Here is a 20239-nt window from a genome sequence, read left to right on the forward strand (position 1 = left end):
GAAAAGCAGGGCATCAGCTTGATGCCGACCTATGTTGCTGGTTCTCGATCCAGCGCAGTAGCCACACTTTTGAAAATGCCCAATAACGCTCGACGCTGCGCTCGCTTATCCCGAGCTCGCTACTGACTTCTTTGTTGAGAAGCCCGCCGAAGAATTTGCTCACGACGACGCGGGCGTGCGTTGGGTAGATCGCCTCTAGGGCGCAAATCGCCTCGTCCAGTTCGAGGACGTATTCGTTTGGAGTTTCCGCGCGAATCGTCTCGGTTTCTTCCGTCTTATTTCCCAAGACCTTGCGGATCGTCGACTTACGTCGGGCGTGGTCTATCAAGATACGCCTCATTGTTAGCGTTGCGCTTGCTATGAAGTGACCTTGGCTTTGCCAGCTCCGTTCGTTCTTGTTCAATTGCAGCCAAGCTTCGTGCACGAGAACAGTAGGCTGTAGGGTGACGTGCTCGGAAGGCTGGCGGGACATCCGGTTTCGAGCGATGCTGCGGAGTTTGTCATAAACATCGCGATTTAGGCGGTAGCCCTTGGGGGGATCCGAGGGAGCGGAGGGGCTGGAATTCTCGCTTATTCTGTGAGCCATTCAGGGTAGATACTTGGCCTATTAAGTAGCACTTTCTCCAATCAAGGAAGTTCGAAAGTGCGACCGGGAGCCCTTGTTGCACTAACGACAGACCAAGCTCGGGCAAATTTTAAATCAGATTTTTGGCGGTTCGCTGAAGCCTCTCCCGTATTTAGAATATGAGCGTCGAAATAGAGACGATGCCGAATTGCCTAATAAATTCATTGCATAAACAATGAGCTAACCGCTCGTGAAATTAACTAATAAACACACGAAAAAATGCCCAAATACCCTACAGTCTTAGCCTTGATGACACTTTGTCTCGCCCCCCTGACCCGAGGGCAGGACGGAACGATCTACCCCCTTGATGCTCCTGATGAGCCTAATGCGATCCCCCTTAATACAGGAGGTGTGGAAAACCAACCTGCGTCTGAAAGCTGGTTTCGCCAGTGGGGTGACCCGATGGCTCGAAATATCACCGAGGCGACTCTGACGCCGTTTCTGCCAGATCCAGAAAAGGCGAATGGCGCTGCTGTTATCGTGACGCCTGGTGGTGGTTTTCGTTGGTTGTCCCTTGGCAACGAGGGTTGGGAAGTTGCCGAAGCGCTAAACGAGCGCGGTATTGCCGCATTCGTATTGAAATATCGACTTCACCCGACCGCTGAAACCCTCGACGGTTTCCGCGAGATGATGAATCGGGGCCCTTCCAGAGCTTCTGAGGACGGAGAGGATGCTGAGCCACCACGTCGTCCTCGCATGAACCTAGACAACCAGCTCGAAGACGCAGAGGCGGCCTATGCTATGATCGTAGACCGAGCGGAAGAGTGGGGAGTCGACACCGACCGTATCGGCATGATCGGTTTTTCAGCGGGCGCGGGTCTTACCATGCATTGCACCTTGAATTCCGAAACCATGGATCTCGCCTTCATCGGTCCAGTCTACGGTGGAATGGGGCCGGTCGAGGTGCCTAAGGACGCTCCGCCAATGTTCTCAGCAATCGCGTCAGACGATTTCCTCTTCAATGGCGAGTTTGGCGTGATCAAGTCTTGGTACGATGCAGGAATTCCGGTTGAGCTACACATGTATCAGAATGGTGGGCACGGGTTTGGACTCGGAAACCCTGACCGGACAAGCAACAAGTGGTTCGATAGCTTCATCTATTGGCTAGAGGTTAACGACTTTCTGGAATCGAAGTAGCTTTCAGGAGTTCGAGGGGAATTGCCGATTGACGGTCCCGCTCGCGTTGATTGAAGGTCCTTGTTTTTTGCTCTCCTGATCATCGCTCGATCCGGCTCTTCAACCTTAATCGAATTTTCCGTTTTGTTATCCCAGGTCCAAAGTGGATCTGGGATACTTGCGTTACAGTTGACGCTCAAGCTCTGGCGAGTTGTGAAGTAGTTGATTTGTAAAGACGCAGACCGAGAGGGCTTGCTGCTTGATCCGTTGGGATTCTTCAGTGGATTGTGCAGCCTTTACGTTTTTTGAGTATTCGAAGCTCTTCCCGCTAAGCAAAGCTAACTTTACGGGATAAAAGGCTGCAGGGGTTAACTGAAGTCACTCCCCTACCATTTAAGGAGAACAGCGGTAAGGCCCCTCTCATCCGCTGCATTTCGAATGCCCCAGAAGATGCCCTTCAATCGATTCATTGCAGGTTGCGCAGCGCTTTCCCTATTTCTCGGGACCGGTTCCCTATGCCAAGCGGCGTTTCTCGATGTATCTGGCACAACCGGTCTGGAAAATGTTCAAGCTACGATCGAAGATGACATAAACAACCACGGCGGAGCGGCGGTGGTAGATGTGAACGGGGACGGATTTAGCGACATCTTGCTGGCGAGGTACCAAGGGCGCCCGCTGCTTTACATAAACCAGGGGGATGGTACATTCGTAAATGAAGCGGACGAACGTGGATTTGTTGGTGAAATCGACGCCGCGGCTTTCGGAGCCGGAGATTTCGACAACGATGGTGACTCAGATATCCTTATGGTCCCCTATGCCTCGAAGCATTTCCTGCTCTACTTAAACGACGGGACAGGGCATTTCGTGGAACGCTCAGCAGAGCGAGGTGCGGCGAACCAAGTTACGCAGCTCGACCACGATGGGTACAGCGTAGGATTGGTCGATTATAACCGCGACGGCTTCCTCGACATTTACGTAAGCCAGTGGGGAATTCAGGGTACTATTGACAGCGACCGTCACTCCACGCTTCTGCGAAATCGTGGGGAAGAGGCACCCGGGCATTTTGAAAACGCGACCATCGGGGCTGGATTGGACATTGGTGACTTCGATAGTTCCCAATGGAGCTTTTCGTCGGGGTGGGCGGATTTTGATGGCGACTCGTGGCCGGACCTCGCCTTGGTCGCCGACTTCATACGGAGCCGGATGTTTTGGAGCAACGGTGACGGGACTTTCGAGGAGACGACGCAAGTCTCGGGCGTAGGTTTGGACCGGAGTGGCATGGGCGTCGCGGTGGCAGACTGCGATGCGGACGGCTACTTGGATTTCTACGTTTCCGCGATCTTCGATGAGCTACATTGCCAAACGGAAGGACTGTGCTCCGGCAGCAAGCTCTACCGTTATATAGGAAACCGCGTTTTCGAGGAGGTCTCTGAGTTAGCCGGCGTGGCACGGCCGGGTTGGGGTTGGGGCGCTTCGTTTTTTGAATACGACAACGATGGCGACTTCGATCTTGTGGTCACCAATGGTATGCCCGTGCCCGATGATCCGGAAGCCAATCCAGGATCTGCAGACGACCCGACTACGTTGTTCCTGAATGACGGTTCGGGAAAATTCGACGACGCAACACTAGAGTCCGGCATCGAGGACACCGCTTACGGCCGTGCTTTGCTGGTCTTGGATTTCGATAACGACGGCGACGAAGACCTAGTGGTGGTCAACGCCTTCAGCGATCCGGTAGTCTACCGCAGCGACGCTTCGGAGAACGGTAACAACTGGATACGGTTCGCGTTCACTGGTACGCGATCTAACCGGGATGGCTATGGAGCCTTGGTCCGCGTCACCGAAGCGGGTGCGACGCAAACTCTTATATATAATCCGACCAACGCCTATATCGGACAACGTGAGTCTTTTTTGCATTTTGGACTAGGGACTAGCGATGACACAGTGGACCACATCGAGGTCACTTGGCCCTCTGGGATTGTACAAGGCCTCGAAAATGTATCTGTAAATCGAGTACACGAGTTAATCGAACCCGCTACGGGTGTCGCATCGCCGTACTTCAGCTTTCATCCGGAAGTTCCAAAGCTGATAGGGATAGGCGATCGCGTGGAGTTGCGAGCGGAGGTTGAGGGCTACCCTGAACCCTCGCTCCAATGGTTCAAAGATGGCGAAGCCATTGCGGGCGCGACGGGTCGTGAGCTCTTGATCAAAAGCACAGCGAATTTCGACGAAGGCGTATACTATGCAGAAGTAACCAATGGTGATACGACGGTGCACAGCCGCGAGGTGGAGCTCACGCTTGATTTCAATTTGGAGGAACATTCTGTCGCCCGTTGGTGGAATGAATTTCTATTGGAAGCGATACGACGGGATTTTCCCGACCCAACCAAACACTCGCGTAATCTATACCATCTCTCAGCTGCCATGTGGGACGCATATTGGGCTTATGAAGTCGGACAATGGGATAACGCAGATCCTGCGTTTCATAAGGAGACGTTGCCTGAGGACGCGTGGGGTGACGACAGGAGAGCTGCCCAGCGTGAAGCGATTAGCCACGCCGCTTACACGCTACTCGCGAAGCGCTATGAGAAGAGTCCGGGGGCGCAGGCGTCATTGTATGGATTTCGGTGGCTAATGGAGCAGCTGGGTTTCGATCCCGACAATGAGACGGACGAGGGTGACAGCCCTGCAGCGGTGGGAAATCGAATTGGAAACTCGGTATTGGAAATCAACTACGCAGATGGTGCGAACGAACTTGAAGAGTACGCGGACACGAGTGGATATTTGCCGGTCAACAAACCCATGCCGGTTTCACTGCGCGGTACGCAAGTGGTCGATATCAATCGTTGGCAGCCGCTCTTGTTCCAAGACGCCGTATCGCAAAATGGGATACCGATTGGAGAATTGACCCAGAGCTTTCTCGGCGTGAGCTGGCGAGAGGTAAAAACCTTTGCCTTGCCCAAGCCGACCCCAAGCACAATCAGCTTCGATCCTGGCCCTCCGCCACAATATGTGGGCGAAGGAAAACAGATATTCAAAGAGGCTGCGATAGAAGTGCTGCGCTACTCATCGTATTTGAATCCTGAGGACAACGAATTGATCGATATCTCGCCGAGTGCCTTGCTCGGAAACCCGCTCGGTACGAATGATGGAACAGGGCGACCTATTAATCCTTTCAACGGCCAGCCGTATGCACCCAACTGGGTAAAGCGGGCGGACTACGGAAGGATATTGGCTGAGTTTTGGGCCGACGGTCCTGCCTCAGAAACGCCTCCGGGGCATTGGAATACCTTGCACAACGAGATCAGCGACCATCCCTTGTTTGAACGACGGTTCATGGGAAAAGGTGAGAAGCTTACTTGGCTCGAGTGGGATGTCACAGCATACCTTGCAATAAACGGAGCCATGCATGATGCGGCGGTTGCAGCCTGGACCCTGAAGCGTCAGTACGACTATTCGCGGCCGATTACGATGATCCGCTACTTCGGGGGTAATGGTCAGTCGAGTGATCCAACTCTGCCCTCCTTTCATCCTGACGGGTTTCCTCTGATCCCCGGATTGATCGAGCTCGTTTCGGCGGAGAGCGTCGCAAAGGGGCAACGGCACGAGCACCTTAGCGAGAGTACAGGCAAAGTCGCCGTCTTCGCTTGGGCTGGCGAACCCGGCGATTCGCATACAGAGGTAGGAGGAGTTGGCTGGATCCTGGCTGAAGATTGGGTGCCATACCAACGCAGCACCTTCGTCACTCCCGCATTCGCAGCCTACGTTTCGGGTCACAGCACTTTTAGCCGAGCAGGGGCCGAGGTGATGACCCTGTTGACAGGTGATCCGTTTTTCCCAGGGGGGATGGGTCAGTTTGTATTTCCAGAAAATGCCTTCCTAGAATTCGAGGCTGGTCCCAGCTCGGACGTCACTTTGCAGTGGGCGACCTATTACGATGCGGCTGATCAGGCTGGCCTGTCGCGGTTGTTTGGTGGAATTCACGTGCGGGCTGACGATTTGGTCGGCCGAGTCCTCGGTTCGCGTGTGGGGGTAGAGGCATTTGTAAAGCTCGCTTCTCTGAGACGGGCGGGCGAATCGGGAGCAGCGTTTTCGAGGTTGGAGATGGATCTTGCGGGACCGGAAGGGGAACTGCCACTGCTTCAACTTGATTACCGAGCAGAGGAAGTCCTTCGCCCGAAACACGCCGTTAGTGAAAATGAGATAGCGGGTCCTGGTCTCTATTTAGTGTCCAACAGTGTCGGTGGTATTGATGCTCCGCGGCTTATCAGCGAGACCGATGGGGTAGAGCAAGCTCGAGTATTCGGAACTACGAGTGCCTCGGATCCGTTGGCGCTCGAATTCGTGCTAGAGGGTAATGAGCCTGTTTTGTTACAGGCGAGCGGTGTCATATATTCTACTGTATCGGGTAATGTATTGAAATTGTCAGTACATAGTGGGGAAGCATGGGTCCCCGTGGAAGAAAATAGTCACTGGAAAGTTAGCGAGTTCGCTTCCGTTAACGAATCGCTTGCCCTGCGGGCTGGTACAGAGTTGATTGCCGAGCCTGAGACTACGGCCCTTTCCGTTCCGCTTTTGGCTGGGCGCTACCGTTTGGAACTTACTTGCGAGTCCGTGCTCCCTCTCAGCGCAGTGCTTGAGGTGCGTAGTCCGCAGGCTAAATAGTAAGACGCGAGGCGGTGTGGAAGATACAGATCGAGGGAAAAAGCTATGTCTTCGTTCCTGCTGTACATCGGGTTAACTCCTTTGAAGAGGTTGGTATGACCCTTGTTTTACGAGTTAAGTGCTAAGCTGAATTTATCGAGACCGTGGTAGAGGTACTTTTATGAGCACTTTCAAGTTTACCCTATTAAACCTACCAAACCTACCGTCACCCTGTTCCACCCAAGTCCAAGGTGATCCGAACATAACCCATTCGTACCCCTATGATCAAAACAAGAAGAACCGCATTAGCCGTTTCGAGTATTGCCTTGCTGGCGATGCCGAGCGTTTCGCTATATTCACAGGAGGAATCTGAAGAAGTATTCAACATTTCTCCGTTTGTCGTCGATGGTTCGAAAGACCAAGGATACCGAGCCAACTCGACACTCGCTGGTAGTCGATTGAACACTTCGCTCGCCGATACTCCCGTTGCTTTGTCCGTAATGACTGATCAGTACATTAAGGATATCGGCGCGGATAATATTAACGAAGCCATTGGCTACGGCTTAAACGCCGGCAATGATATTGGCGGCGGCGGAACCAATGCCGGGGCGGTCACGGGAAACGGGCTCGTGGGAAGCGAGTACAATTTTCAAGTACGCGGTTATCGTAACGCCGCCGCGACACGCGATTACTTTTCGACGCTCATCGCATCGGACAGCTTCAATATAGAACGTATCGAAATCGCTCGCGGTCCGAATTCGCTTATATTCGGTGTCGGCGGTCCGGGTGGTATCATTAATACGCAAGTCAAGCGCGCCTCTACCGAAACCGAGTTCACGAATCTAGGCGTGAAGGTGGGTGATTACGGCTTGATGCGTTATACTCTCGATACCAATCAAGCGTTTTTGGACAACAAGCTCGGGGTTCGCTTCAATTACCTGAACCAGCAGAAAGATGGCTGGAAGGACTTTGCGCGTGACGACCAAGAACGATTCGCCTTGGCTGCGACCGCACGCCTTTCCGAGAACACCGAGATTCGCTTCACGGGCGAGGCGGGTGTTTTAAACCAAAACCGGGTACGCCCTTGGGCTCCGCTCGATGGTGTGGGACAGTGGGAGTGGAATGGCTCTCACTACTTCGACTACGGTACTCCTGAGTCCCCATGGGAAGCAGGCGATGACAACTACACGCAAAAGCGCGACAACCTTCCGCAAGCTGGATATTGGGGCTTTGGGGTCAATCCTGACTCGAACGGCCTTCCCGATTATCTCACACCAGGAAATCCGGACGATTTCGAGCGCCGCTCTCACCACCTCGGTACTCCTAACATCCTCATGACCACGGGACCGCTCGCCGGCAAGTTTATCCACGTGGGAGGTCGCGAAGAAGGTGGACGCTATTATCGTGTGTCAGGGGGTCCTGTTAACGTATTTGATACGCCTACCTTTTATCATGATGAATCTGTCGCACCGCGCCGGGCGAACCCAGTGGGTCCCGGAGCGAATCAATATAACGACTATCAGACCTTAGGGTTTTCGATCGATCACCGGATTGGTCAGAACCTAAACCTCAACCTGACGGCAAACGATTCTACGAACGAACGCCAGAACAAGAACGTGGTCGGCTTCAACGAGATCAAGTACAACTTGGATATTATGAGCACCTTGCCAACGTTTAACAACGATGGCTCCTACAACGCGGAGCTCGCACCGCCGCACGGAGAGCGCGGGGAACCGGGCGCAGGTAAGGGCACCTTGATCTTCGATTCGCTGATCAACAACCCAATGCTCAACAAGACCCTCGTGCTCGCTAACCCGAGCTACACAAACCTCGAGGAAACCCAGGAAGATATTCGCCTCAGCGCCAACTACAAGATTGAGCCAGGCGACAAGTGGGGCACGCACAACCTCATGGCCTTCGCTCAAAAGTCCACCACGGGACGTTTTTCGGAAGGATATCGTGAGACGAACGTATCTCCGAATCGCCCCCGCAACGATCGTTGGTTTGACTCAGCAAATTATCCCGGGCGCGCAGTCCACGTCGACTACATGTCACCTAACTTGTCAGAGCGCGGTGTGCCAGATCCCTGGGAAAACCCGCTACCGAGCAGCATCCTATGGGGAGAAGATCCAAGCCTTGGATACGCATTCCAGCCGGGGTGGATTCGCAATAGCATGAGCCGAAGCGAGTTTGAAATCGAGTCTACTGCGATTGCCCTCCAGAGCAAGCTACTGAACGATTCGCTCGTAACCACCTTAGGCGCTCGTCGCGATGACGTTTCAATCAGCAACTGGGGTAGAGTTAACGACGACCTTGGTGAGGTCACTGGTCTCGAAGCTCCAAGTTTCGCCCAGACCGAAAGCGGTGACACCTATTCCATCGGCTTTGTCTACGATATCCCGGGAGTTGATTGGCTGAGCATTTTTGCCAACAAGTCTACGAACTTCCAAACCCAAGCAGGCGCTCAGCGCTTTGAAGACCGAGATCTCCGTACGGACATGGAAATCGGAGCCTTAGAAGGCACCGGCGAGGACTTTGGCGTAAAGGTGAACTTAAATGAGAAGGTATATGCTACCCTCGCTTACTATAAAGTTTCTCAGGACAACGCTGTAGGCGGAGGATTTACCAGTAACGTGGTTAACTACATCAATGCCATCTGGACAACCATCGATAACAACGCTGCTGGTCGCACCGACCCGAGCGATCCGCTTTGGGAAACTGATACAGAGAATCCAAACGGCCACCAAGTTGGCGGGGCGGAAACTAAGTCGCAGGTATCCGATGGAATCGAACTCGAGATCGTGGCCAACCCAACCGAGAATTGGCGCATTTCGTTCAACTACAGCGATGCGGATAATGTCGTCTCGAATTTGGGTACAGGACTTGACGCGTATATGTCCAAGCACATCGATACTTGGAATGCGAACGCTGGCCTTACCTATGACTTCGATTCGTCGCCTGGCTTCTTAGGAGACAACACGGTTGGCGATCTCGTCAATGGACTGCAGGAATTCCTCACCTACAAGCAAGCTGGCGAAGGTGTAGGAGAAGTTAACTACCGCCCCGAGAGCGCGAACCTCTTCACGGCTTACACTTTCAACGACGGAGCTTTCGAGGGGCTTACCCTCGGTGGTGGATTCAATTACCGAGGAGATGCAATCCTCGGGATCGACCCTGGTTCGGTTGATAGCCCGGAGCCGCGCACTTTCTGGGGTGGGGCGTACACAACCTACAGCGCGATGGCTAGCTACGAGTTCACCGTCAGCGAAAAGGTTGATGTTCGTCTACAAATGAACATCAGCAATGCCTTGGACAACGACGATTTGCAGGTGCTCGGGTCCCAGTACAACCCAAACTCCGATTCGCTGGATACCTACTTCTACTACCTCGATCCACGCACCTACACCTTCAGCGCGAACTTCCTGTTCTAATCTTTATATAAAGCTCCGCTAGCAGTGCTGGCGGGGCTGGTTCAACTGAGTTAGTTAAACGTCTAAGCGTCGACCTTCGGGTCGGCGCTTTTTTGTCCTTAAGGTTCTGCAAATAGTTTATCTGGAGTTATCGGTAGCTCGCGCACACGCTTGCCAGTCGCGTCAAAAACTGCGTTCGCCACCGCGGCGGGCACGCCGACGAGGCCGATTTCGCCCAGTCCTTTCACTCCAAGCGGATTCACGACTGTATCGTCCTCCTCGACGAAGATTACTTCGATATCCTTTATATCGGCATTCACTGGAATGTGGTAGTTGGCGAAGTCGTGGTTAATGAAGCGTCCCAGGGAATTGTCCATGTAGGATTCCTCGTGCAGGGCCATGGATATGCCCCAAACAACACCACCGAGGATCTGACTACGAGCTGTCTTGGGGTTAAGGATACGTCCAGCGGCGACTGCGACGACAACTCGTTCGACCGAGACGAACCCAACGTCGGCGTCTACCTCGACCTCCACGAAAACAGCGGAATGTGTATTCATAGAGTACTTACGCTGCTTTAATAGGTTGGGCGTCCAGGTGCACTTTTTGTCGATTTGGTCGATATCACGATCTGCGAAGATCTGTTTCAGCGAGGTCTGCATTTGCGGATCGTCTTTTCGCTTTAGCAGTCCGTCTTCGAATACTACGTCATCTATGTCCGCGTGTTGAAAAGGGGAATTCTTCATTTTACCCGCTTCTTTGAGTAATTGCTTCTGAACCTTGCGGCATGCTTTGCGTACTGCGGAACCGACCGAAGCAGCGGTTGCAGACCCGCCTTGGATGAAAGCGAAAGGGAAGTCGGTATCTCCCAGTTTCGCGTCGACGCTTTCGGTTGGGAGACCGAGCTCTTCAGCCGCGATTTGCTTCATGATTGTATAGGTGCCTGTGCCGATGTCGGCGGTGGCGATCCGAATTTCTAGTTTCAAGTCGGATGCCAGTGTGGCTGCAGCTCGAGTCGGGAACTGCAGTGCATCCCAAATCCCAGTGGCCATCCCGCTGCCGCGGTGCTTGCCATAGGGCGTATCCGTTCTCTGATGACGGCTGTCCCAGCCAAAGCGAGTAGAGCCTTGGGCGAAACATTCCTTCAAGGCTTTGCTTGAAAATGGCTTTCCCGCACTCGGGTCTTCTTCTGAATAATTTTTCAGTCGCAAATCCAGGGGGTCCATTTTTAGTTCGGTGGCCAGTTCATCCATGGCGCACTCTAAGGCATATAGACCCGAGGCTCCTCCCGGAGCTCGCATATCAAGAGGAGTGTAGGTATCCAATGGAACGATACGATATTGCTGTTCTACGTTTTCCGCATCGTAGAGCTTGGCGGCCCACGTAGCCACGTTTTCTATATAGTCCTCAAAACGGGAGGTCTCGCCGACGGCGTGGTGAAAGATGGCGTTGATTTTTCCGTCGCGGCTCGCACCTAGAGACACGGTCTGGTGGGTCTTGGGGCGATGGCCGAAAGAGAACATCTGCGGCCGTGTCAGTTGAACTTTGACCGACCGCTTCAGCTCAAGGGCGGCTAGGGTGGCGAGAAAAAGTTGATATTGTGGCCGCAATCCCGAACCGAAGGCGCCTCCGACGAAGGGAGATAGCACGCGAACGTTCTTCTTCCTCAATCCGAAGGCCATGGTCACATAGTGCTGCGAATTTTTGACCCCTTGAGTTTTGTCGTAAATGGTTAGCGATTTTTCGTCGTGGTAGTGCACGATCGAGGCATGCATCTCCATCGGGTTGTGATGCTGGCTGGGGTGAAGGTAGTCGCTGCTAGTCTGAACTTCTGACTTGTTGTAAGCTGCCCGGAAGTCCCCGCGGTTGGACGGCGACTCTACCCCAGCTCGCAGTCCTTTGCCGGCTTTGCTCTCGGAAAGGCTTCCCATGAGGTCGGTGTTATGGGGGTCGACCTCGTAGGTTACCTCAACCAATCTGGCGGCGTAGCGGGCTAACTCTGTGGATTCCGCGACCACGAGGGCGATTGGCTGCATCGCGAATTTTACCTCTGGTGTACTGAAAGGCCGAAAGGGCGAGCCTGGTGGCGAGTCCATGTCCTTGTAGCTCAGATCGAATCGCGCGGTCTTGAAGTCGGTTTTGTGACTGAGCACAGCGATAACCCCTGGGATTTTTAGAGCGTGATCAGTATTTAAATGGGTGATACGGCCACATGCTATCTTGCTCGAAATGACATGTCCGTGCAAGAGGTCGGGCACTAAGTGCTCTGCTGTGTAGGTCGCGCGCCCAAGCACCTTGTCTCGCGCATCTGATCGGTCGTAGGGTTGCCCTATGTGTTTCGTCGGCATGGCTTATAACTGGTTTAGGTGGGTTGCCTCGCTTAGAGCTCGAACGATGGCTGCGCGGGCCATGGGTACTTTGAACCTATTTCCGGGATATGTCTTAGCTGACTGCAGGAGAGCGTCCGCAAAGTTTCCAAAGGTTTCGGCGTTGCAGGGTTGGTCGCAGAGTAGGGATTCGGCCTCGAGGTCTCGCCAAGGTTTTGCTGCGACTCCACCTAGGGCGACGCGTCCCTCTTTCAGCTGGTTGCCTTCCAGGCGAGCGACCGCCGCTACGGAAACAAGGGCGAAGGCATAGGAGGCACGTTCGCGGACCTTGAAATAAGCGAAGTTATCCGCAAAGCCATCCGCCGGTAGTAGGATGGCGGTGATGACTTCTCCCTTTTCAAGACTTGTTTCGATCTCCGGCTGGTCGCCGGGCAATCGATGGAAATCGGCGAATTCGATTCGGCGTTCTCCATGGGGACCTGAAACTCGGATCGTAGCGTCGAGCGCCCGCAAGGCGACGCACATATCGGAAGGGTGGGTCGCGATGCAACTGTCGCTGGCACCAAGGATTGCGTGCAGTTTGCTGTACCCTTCTTTAGCAGGGCAGCCGGAGCCAGGTACACGCTTGTTGCAGGGTGAGTCTGTATCGAAAAAATAAGGACAGCGTGTCCGCTGCAAGAGGTTCCCACCATTTGTTGCTTTGTTTCTTAGTTGTGGTGAGGCTCCGGCGAGAATTGCTCGCGAGAGAATCGGGTAGCGCTCTTGGACGATGGGATGGTAGGCAGTAGTAGTATTTGTCGCTAGAGCTCCTAATTCGAGTCCGCCGTCAGCCGTTTCCGAAATGGAGCCGAGACCGAGATGGTTTAGATCGACGAGTTGGCTGGGTTGCTCGACGTCGCACTTCATCAAGTCCAGTAGGTTCGTCCCTCCTGCGATGAATGATCCGCTAGTGCCTGCATTGCTAGCAGTGGCAAGATCAAGGGGTCTGTTATACTTGAAAGGTCTCATGTCGTAGAGGATTCGCTGCGCATAACTTCTTCTATGGCATCGACGATATTGGTGTAGGCGCCGCAGCGGCAGAGGTTGCCGCTCATCAGCTCGCGAATGTCCTCACGACTTTTGGCATGACCCTCGGATACGAGTCCGATGGCCGAGCAGATCTGGCCGGGTGTACAATAGCCGCATTGCAACGCGTCGTGCTTGATGAACGCTTGCTGCAATGGGTGTAGGTTCTCACAATCAGCGATGCCGCCGATCGTTGTTATCTCGTCGCCGTTGTGCATGACAGCTAAACTGAGGCAGGAGTTAATTCTCTGGCCGTTGAGGAGAATCGTACAGGCTCCACATTGTCCATGATCGCAACCGATCTTCGTATCCGTGAGGTGGATATGATCTCTAAGGACGTCCAGAAGGGTGCTCCACGGTCTCACTTCAATAGAGTGGGACGATCCGTTAATTTTGAGCGTTATTGGGATAGGCTCGGGAAGAGGGGAACCGCTTGTTTCTGGCATCGCAAACGCGTTGCACTAACTGTGCCACGGCCATTTCGGGGGACTATTAGCGATTTGAGGGGCGTTGTGCATCATCGGTGACTTGGCAGGGGCTGAATGCACCCCGAGCTCGAGGCCAGGATTATGTCGGAAACAGGTGAGTCAGAATCCAAGACCGCTTTTCGTTACTTCAATATTTCAACGGGTTAAGTTGAATGAAGCTTGAGGCGGGCTATGGTGCTGTTTGCGTTTTAGTATGATTCGGATCGCCAGGCTTGTTTTGTTAAACCTCTTCATCATTTTGTCCACAAACCTAGTAGCCCAAAGCCAGCCGCGGAAGCAGATCGATTCCGAGTGGCTTCTCCAGACTCTGCGAGAATCCGCCCGTCCGCGATTGATCTGGCGGGACGGCTTGGAGCAATCGATAACGCAAGCGGTTGAAAACGATGAAGCTGCCGCTGCCTACCATGCGTTTATCATGTCGCAGGCGGATGGTATTATTGACTTGCCGATGCTGGAGCGAAAGTTGGACGGAAAACGCCTGCTGGCGGTCTCGCGAAAGGGCCTAAAGCGATTGGTTTACCTTTCCTTTGCTTGGAAGATGACGAGAGATGAAAAGTACCTGAACTGCTTGGAGGAAGTGCTTTTAGCGGTCAGCTCTTTCGACGACTGGAATCCGTCCCATTTTCTTGATACGGCTGAAATGTCGCTAGGAGTTGCCTTGGCGCTGGACTGGGTTGGGGACGACCTCGATGCGGGAGTATCGCAGACTGCTCGCAGGGCTCTTTTCGAACTTGGTCTTGAGACAGGAGCCCAGCCTGAAAATAGGGGCGCGTTCGTCAGTTCGAACAACTGGAATCAAGTCTGTAATGCTGGCATCGTAGCCGCTGCGTTAGTCCTCGCTGAGGAGCATCCTGAATTAGCGACTGATGCGATTAACCGCATGATCGAGCATCTGCCACGTGTCTTGGAGACGTACGGACCGGATGGAGTTTACGTCGAAGGGGCGATGTATTGGGGTTACGGAACACAGTTCAATGTCGTTCTGTTCGATATGTTGGATACGGCGCTCGGAGATCGTTTTCGTCTCGATGACGCAGTGGGATTCATCGAGAGCGCGGACTTCGTACACCTCATCAATGCTCCGAGCGGTATGTATTATGATTTCTATGACAGCAAAACGTCAGGCGGCTACATGTCTGCTCAATCTTGGTTCGCGAAGGAGACGGGCCAAGTCCGTTACTTGCAGCGGGAAGAGGTGATTGGGTTGCGGGATTTGGTCCTCCCACCGAGTAGCACGTCAGGGCGATTACTGCCCGTGGAGTTTATTTGGTTTCTCGAATTTCAAGAACGCTCATCGTCTCCGCTGCCTTTGAACTGGGTAGGTCACGGAGATAATCCTATCGGAGTTTTCCGTTCGAGTCACGAAGACGCTAAAGCTCTGTATCTAGCGTTTAAGGGCGGCAAAGCCACCAATGGTCATGGGAATATGGATGCAGGTTCGTTTATCTTAGAGCTCGACGGGGTTCGCTGGGCCATCGATATGGGTAACCAAGGCTACTCGGAACTCGAAGCCTACTTTTCAGAGCACGGCGGAAATCTTTGGTCGAGCGCGCAGGACAGTGCTCGTTGGCACCTTCTCACCAAGAATAATTTCGGGCATAGTACCCTCACGGTGGCAGACTCCCTACACATCGCTAGCGGAATGGCCAATATCACTTCCTTCGATGGAGAGGCTCGCACCGCGACCGTCGATTTATCAGAACCGCTCGGATCCAAGGTGGAGAAGGCGGAACGGACTTTCTCTGTGATCGACGATCGAACCGTGGAAATCGGTGACCATGTGGTCTTCTCTGGGGAAGCACAGAAGGTAGCGTGGCAGCTTACGACCCAAGCTCAGGTTGAGACCAGTCCCGAAGGCACTGTATTAAGGCAAGACGGAGAAACGTTGCGTATTCAAGTATTGGAGCCAGCAGGGGCTGCGCTGAATGTCGTTTCTTTGCAGAGTCCTCCACATCCAGCTGACAAGCAGATGGACGGACTTAAACGACTTGAAGTCGTTTTGCCGGCACATGCGGCCGAAGCGGGACAGGCGGGTTTCCGTGTTCGTCTTCAAGGCGGGGAATGAGAAAGTGTCTATCGACTGTAATTGATTGTGGTTAGGGCTTCTGGCTCTTCCAGTGGTTTGAGTGCAGGCGCCTCAATTTCGTGGGGTTTTATCGATACAATTCGTCCCTCATGCAGCTCGGGTTTCACGCGGAGCGTGTTGCCATCGTTCCACTTGGGGACGACGAGCATGGTGTTTGGGTTTTTTGGGAGGCCCCATTGATTGTGTCGGAGTTCGCTGTCGAGGAGCTCGACGGCTTTCACGGCGATTTCTTCGTAGTGGTGGACGATGCCGCTCCATTCGCAACCTTCTGGGGTGAGCAAGCTTACAAACTCAGTTTCACTTGCTAGGTCGAACCCCGCTTCGTCCAGTGTTTCCCATACCGATTGGTTGAAGCCAAGCAGCACTTCCGGACGATGTTTTTCGTACCAGTTGATCAACGATTTCTTGTCCTCGAACTCTCCGGTGAAAATCGGTATTTTAGCGGCTTCCTCGAGTTCGAGCAAATGGATGGCTGCGGTACTTGCCCCCACTCTTAGTAGATCGTCGTAAGCGAGCGGGTTGTGCTTCATCAGGGCTGCTCCGATTCGCTTGTAACCGGCCTCTTGCAGCACTTTCCAGACGAGGTGCGTGTGAGCGAAAGTGTCTGGAGTGACGGTGTGCAGCTGTGGTTTTACGCGGCCTATGCCACAGCAAACAGCGGTGAATTTGTCCCACTCGATGTAGAGCACTCGCTTAGAATTAGGGTTGGCGATGGGCGGAACGATGATTCCGCGAATGCCGCGCGAGTAGAGTACTCTGCTGATCGACGTGGCGTTTGGATACTCGTCGACGTTGAAAGGCTCTAGCTTGTAGCCCAATTCATAGGCTCGACGACTCGCCGCCTCGAGGTAGACGCCTTGAGTCGACTTCGCATGCTCGTGTTCGTGGCGAAGATAGGCGATGACGCGTCCGCTGCTGGGCGAGCCAATACTCCACCGCTGGGTGGCGATTGCTGAGATGGCGGGGTCGGGTCGGTAGCCAAGTTTCTTCGCGAGTGTCTTAACCTTCTCGGTTGTGGCTTTTGAAATACTCGGATGGTCGCGTAAGGCGAGAGAGACGGTGGTTTTGGTAACGCCGATTTGCTGGGCGATGGTCGACATAGTGACCCGCGGGTGGGCGTGACTGCTGGACGGGGTATCGGACATGGGGGCTCCTGGGCTTGGGGTGAAATCGGTAGCGACGGGAATCGTTGGGGGGGGGTGCGGCTGTAGTCGATGCTGGTCCGCACTCGGAACATACGACCATGTTTAACGGGAAAAGTGCCGCACTTGTTGAAGTAGATTATCCCGTAAAGCTGGTTTGCCAACTTGCAAAGCTTGGCGCCCGTCTGCTGGTGCCGCTGGACCGTGATGCGGAGTGGTACAGTGCTTCGACAGCGCAAGCCCCCGTCTGAGTTTGAAAGGTCAGCCTTCTCCTTCGCCGGACTCCTCACGCTCCGCTTTGCTTATACGGACGATCGCTCCGCGTTTCTCTGCCCTTTGGAAGTAGAAGACGTAGCAGATGCCTAAGACGCCGGTGAGGAGTAGCCAGTGATAGCCGGCGAAGTAATAGTACGTGCCTTCGGGCATGTCGTACACGGTGCGGGAAGCGAACTTGATCCAGTTGCCCATGACGTTCGTACCGATGAAGCTTGATAAGGCGAACGTGAAGCCGAGACCGCATCCGAGAGTACCGAGTCGAGCGTTGGGGACGAAGTCGAAAAGCAGCGGGATGCAGGCTACAGCGATGAGGCCCCCGGCGGTAGACTTTATCATTCCCATGGCGAAGACAGCGTAGATGCTCGGTTGCCCGACGACCACGAACTCGATGTAGCTATAGAAAATAAACTTGAGGACAACGACCCCGATCAGCCCCGCTTTTAACAGGAACAATCTGTCGAAGCGGTCCGACAGCCAACCGGCGAAGGGGACTAGGGCCACCGTAGCGATAAGGCTAGCGGTAGACAAGTATCCGTATTCGCTTTTCTCATACCCCCATTGTTCGGTGATGAGCAACCCTTCGTATTGCAGGAGCCCGAACCATAAGGTTTGAATTGCGAGCGCCAGGCCCATCAGGCGCAGGATGGTCGGGCGAGTCAGCTCGATAAAGAAACGCTGAACTAGGAGTTTACGGATAGATTGCCGCTCGAAATGCTTCGGCTTTTTCTCCTTTACGAAAAAGAGGATAAGGCAGCCGCAAAGTGCGAGCACCACGGAATTCGTCCAGTACATCAGCTTCTCGCCGTTGAACTGGATCCAACCGAGATCGAACTCGTTGTCGAAGTTAGCGATTAATACGCCGAAGGTGACGGCGGTGGCCGCGGTCTTGTACCAATGCGTGACTGATCCAGACCGACCGCGTTGCTGAGGCGGTACGACCTCCATTGTCAGCGGCTCGAATGAAACCGCGAAGTCGACCACGAACTGATATCCGATGATGAATAGAATCACAGCCCAACCAGTCGAGGCGAATGGAATGAAAAAGCTCATCAAAGCTCCTCCGAAGAAGGCGATCATGAGAGCGGGGCGTCGGCGTCCCATAGGTGTCCAAATGTAGTCGGTGACAAACGCTACCACAGAGCCAACAGTGAGGCTGAAAGCGTAGTTGGTGCTCAGGATCAGACCCATAAATGCCGGGTCGTCATAGAATTTCCTAAGCGTGAAAATCATCCCTTGAGCTGAGATCGTCTCCCACATGTTGTGGGCAAACCATGGCATTAGCAGCACGAAGACCCAGGTCCATGGGATCTCTTTCTGATTGGTTACGATTTTCATCGGAGGATTAGGGGCAAGGTATCGGGGGTTCTCCCGCATAGGAATCAACCCATCCAAGAGAGTCCCTTATCGAATCTACGGATCTCGTTAAGTCGCAAACGCAAATTCCAACTCAGGCTCGTTTCCTGCCGTTGCAGCTCGGGTACGACCGTTGAACATAACGGGATCAGCGGTGCACGGTATCACTTTATTCGGGCCGAGAAATCACCTTTATCAGTTGTTTATCCACGTCTTGGACCAATCACTCGAAGCCCCCCAGAAGAATGAAGCCACTCCACTTTTTTAGCGTCGCGCTTGCAGCCGGCCTCCTAATCGCCTCCTGCGAAGGAGAGAACGTCACGCAACTGTCCGTCGATGCAGGCGAGACCAAGCAGACTGTGCAGGGATTTGGCAGCTCCATAAATGGGTGGACGGCTCCGATGATTCCATTGTTCTATGACGAGACCTTTGCCGATTACGCCGCTAATGAGTTGGGCATGAGCGTCTTTCGTCTGCAAATATGGGGTGAGATAAGCCCGGACCCAATCGATGATTGGAAGGATATTTCCTACGAGAACTTCAAGTGGAAAGGCACAGGGATGCGGGGTAAGGTGAATGTCGACTGGGCTAAGGCGATGGTCGAGGCTAATCCCGAGGTCCGTATAATCGGTTCGGTCTGGAGCCCTCCGCATTGGATGAAGGAAAACGATTCGCACAAAGGAACCGCAGGAGGTTTCCTGCTCAGCGAGAAAAGAGATTACGACGACGACAATCGCTTGCGGGATAGCCACTACCAGCATTTCGCCAAGTGGGTGGTGGAGTGGTGCCGCTACATGGAATCGCAAGGCACTCCTTTTTACGCTATCAGCCTGCAAAACGAGCTTCTCTTCACGCAATGGTACGAATCCGCAATGTATTCAGCGGAAGAATACGCGAAAGTTGTTCGAATTACGGGCGAGATGTTCGAGAGCGAAGGCGTGCGGAAGCCCTTGTTTTTCGGTCCGGAGGATATGACCATGGCGAACTATAGCGATGAGGTGCGTCACAAGCCATTTGTCGATGCCCTGATGTCGCCAGACGTGGCGAAGTATTTCGACGCCTTTGCTACTCACGGATACACGGATGGGATTCGTTCCGACAATAGGCAGTCTACGGTCGCCTACTGGAACTCGATCAAGCAATTCGGCTTGCCGTACTGGGTGACCGAAGGTGGATCGGGAAAGCACGAATGGCCAGCCCCGATAACCAGCGGGATTGCTCCACGGCTTCATGTAGCACTCGAGCACAGCAATGTGAGCCTCTTCTGCGGATGGCAGCTCGCTGGCGGCGAAGGCGGCCAGGGCTCCGAGCACGATTTCATGGCCCACCGCAATGCTACTAAGAAAACCTATGCGACGATGCATTTTTGGAAGCACATCCGACCTGGGGCTAAGCGCGTAACGACCGAACGATTCGAAGGTGCTAACGATTCAATTCTGGCGAGTTCGTACATTGACGAACAGCGCGGCGAGCTGGTGACGGTGATTATCAATCAATCCGATAACGATCAGCCTGTGAGCCTATCGTATAAGAATAGCGAATACGCAGAGAGTTGGACAGCTTATCAGACAAGTGAGACGCTAGACCATGAGGCGATCAACTTTAGTCAATTGGCGGGCAGTGAAATCAGTTTCACGGTACCGGGCATGTCTATAACGACATTGATCGGAACCGCAGGACGATAGGCCAAACACATCGAACTTATTA

11 protein-coding genes are annotated in these 20239 nt (G+C 53.7%); 5 read left to right on the top strand and 6 right to left on the bottom strand.

The features are described 5' to 3' along the window. Nucleotides 1-13 precede the first annotated feature (13 nt). On the bottom strand, nt 14-586 hold the full coding sequence (locus QEH53_RS13210; RefSeq protein WP_309023678.1) for an ECF-type sigma factor: 573 nt from the start codon (nt 584-586) through the stop codon (nt 14-16). 288 nt (nt 587-874) lie between these two features. Between QEH53_RS13210 and QEH53_RS13215 the strand changes: the two genes are divergently transcribed. The 3 genes from QEH53_RS13215 (at nt 875) to QEH53_RS13225 (ending at nt 9816) form a co-directional block, all read left to right on the top strand. Further along, nucleotides 875-1762 carry an alpha/beta hydrolase gene (locus QEH53_RS13215; protein ID WP_345785721.1) on the top strand — a complete coding sequence of 296 codons (888 nt, stop codon included), beginning with the start codon at nt 875-877 and terminating at the stop codon, nt 1760-1762. 417 nt (nt 1763-2179) lie between these two features. Beyond that, nucleotides 2180-6406, top strand: a complete 4227-nt coding sequence (locus QEH53_RS13220) for an FG-GAP-like repeat-containing protein (protein WP_309023680.1) — start codon at nt 2180-2182, stop codon at nt 6404-6406. A 260-nt stretch (nt 6407-6666) separates the two neighbouring features. Beyond that, nucleotides 6667-9816 carry a TonB-dependent receptor plug domain-containing protein gene (locus QEH53_RS13225; RefSeq protein WP_309023681.1) on the top strand — a complete coding sequence of 1050 codons (3150 nt, stop codon included), beginning with the start codon at nt 6667-6669 and terminating at the stop codon, nt 9814-9816. Between the two features lie 98 nt (nt 9817-9914). On the opposite strand, the gene QEH53_RS13230 is transcribed toward QEH53_RS13225, so the two are convergent. Genes QEH53_RS13230 through QEH53_RS13240 form a run of 3 tightly spaced genes read right to left on the bottom strand, consistent with a single transcriptional unit; the run spans nt 9915 to nt 13633 of the window. Continuing rightward, on the bottom strand, nt 9915-12143 hold the full coding sequence (locus tag QEH53_RS13230; protein ID WP_309023682.1) for a xanthine dehydrogenase family protein molybdopterin-binding subunit: 2229 nt from the start codon (nt 12141-12143) through the stop codon (nt 9915-9917). A 3-nt stretch (nt 12144-12146) separates the two neighbouring features. Next, nucleotides 12147-13130, bottom strand: coding sequence for a xanthine dehydrogenase family protein subunit M (locus QEH53_RS13235; protein WP_309023683.1), 984 nt, complete (start codon nt 13128-13130; stop codon nt 12147-12149). Then, the gene (locus QEH53_RS13240) at nt 13127-13633 is read right to left on the bottom strand and encodes a 2Fe-2S iron-sulfur cluster-binding protein (protein ID WP_309023684.1); all 507 of its coding nucleotides are present in this window, start codon (nt 13631-13633) and stop codon (nt 13127-13129) included. The genes QEH53_RS13235 and QEH53_RS13240 overlap by 4 nt, the downstream gene beginning before the upstream one ends. Nucleotides 13634-13913: 280 nt before the next feature. On the opposite strand from QEH53_RS13240, the gene QEH53_RS13245 reads away from it, so the two are divergent. Beyond that, nucleotides 13914-15740, top strand: a complete 1827-nt coding sequence (locus QEH53_RS13245; RefSeq protein WP_309023685.1) for a heparinase II/III family protein — start codon at nt 13914-13916, stop codon at nt 15738-15740. An 8-nt stretch (nt 15741-15748) separates the two neighbouring features. Here QEH53_RS13245 and QEH53_RS13250 read toward each other — a convergent pair whose 3' ends face one another. Next, nucleotides 15749-16906, bottom strand: a complete 1158-nt coding sequence (locus QEH53_RS13250) for a LacI family DNA-binding transcriptional regulator (RefSeq protein ID WP_309023686.1) — start codon at nt 16904-16906, stop codon at nt 15749-15751. A gap of 258 nt (nt 16907-17164) precedes the next feature. Next, nucleotides 17165-18514 (bottom strand): MFS transporter, encoded by a 1350-nt coding sequence (locus tag QEH53_RS13255; protein WP_309023687.1) that lies wholly within the window; start codon nt 18512-18514, stop codon nt 17165-17167. Between the two features lie 263 nt (nt 18515-18777). On the opposite strand from QEH53_RS13255, the gene QEH53_RS13260 reads away from it, so the two are divergent. Then, nucleotides 18778-20217 (top strand): glycoside hydrolase family 30 beta sandwich domain-containing protein, encoded by a 1440-nt coding sequence (locus tag QEH53_RS13260; protein ID WP_309023688.1) that lies wholly within the window; start codon nt 18778-18780, stop codon nt 20215-20217. The last annotated feature ends 22 nt before the right edge of the window (nt 20218-20239 follow it).

The sequence above is a fragment of the Pelagicoccus sp. SDUM812002 genome, assembly GCF_031127835.1.
GTDB lineage: Bacteria > Verrucomicrobiota > Verrucomicrobiia > Opitutales > Opitutaceae > Pelagicoccus.

Bases quoted from the DNA above. Each gene is read 5' to 3' on its own strand.
- QEH53_RS13210 (WP_309023678.1), bottom strand. From the start codon at position 586: ATGGCTCACAGAATAAGCGAGAATTCCAGCCCCTCCGCTCCCTCGGAT.
- QEH53_RS13255 (WP_309023687.1), bottom strand. From the start codon at position 18,514: ATGAAAATCGTAACCAATCAGAAAGAGATCCCATGGACCTGGGTCTTC.
- QEH53_RS13225 (WP_309023681.1), top strand. From the start codon at position 6,667: ATGATCAAAACAAGAAGAACCGCATTAGCCGTTTCGAGTATTGCCTTG.
- QEH53_RS13250 (WP_309023686.1), bottom strand. From the start codon at position 16,906: ATGTCCGATACCCCGTCCAGCAGTCACGCCCACCCGCGGGTCACTATG.
- QEH53_RS13220 (WP_309023680.1), top strand. From the start codon at position 2,180: ATGCCCCAGAAGATGCCCTTCAATCGATTCATTGCAGGTTGCGCAGCG.
- QEH53_RS13235 (WP_309023683.1), bottom strand. From the start codon at position 13,130: ATGAGACCTTTCAAGTATAACAGACCCCTTGATCTTGCCACTGCTAGC.
- QEH53_RS13230 (WP_309023682.1), bottom strand. From the start codon at position 12,143: ATGCCGACGAAACACATAGGGCAACCCTACGACCGATCAGATGCGCGA.
- QEH53_RS13260 (WP_309023688.1), top strand. From the start codon at position 18,778: ATGAAGCCACTCCACTTTTTTAGCGTCGCGCTTGCAGCCGGCCTCCTA.
- QEH53_RS13215 (WP_345785721.1), top strand. From the start codon at position 875: ATGACACTTTGTCTCGCCCCCCTGACCCGAGGGCAGGACGGAACGATC.
- QEH53_RS13240 (WP_309023684.1), bottom strand. From the start codon at position 13,633: ATGCCAGAAACAAGCGGTTCCCCTCTTCCCGAGCCTATCCCAATAACG.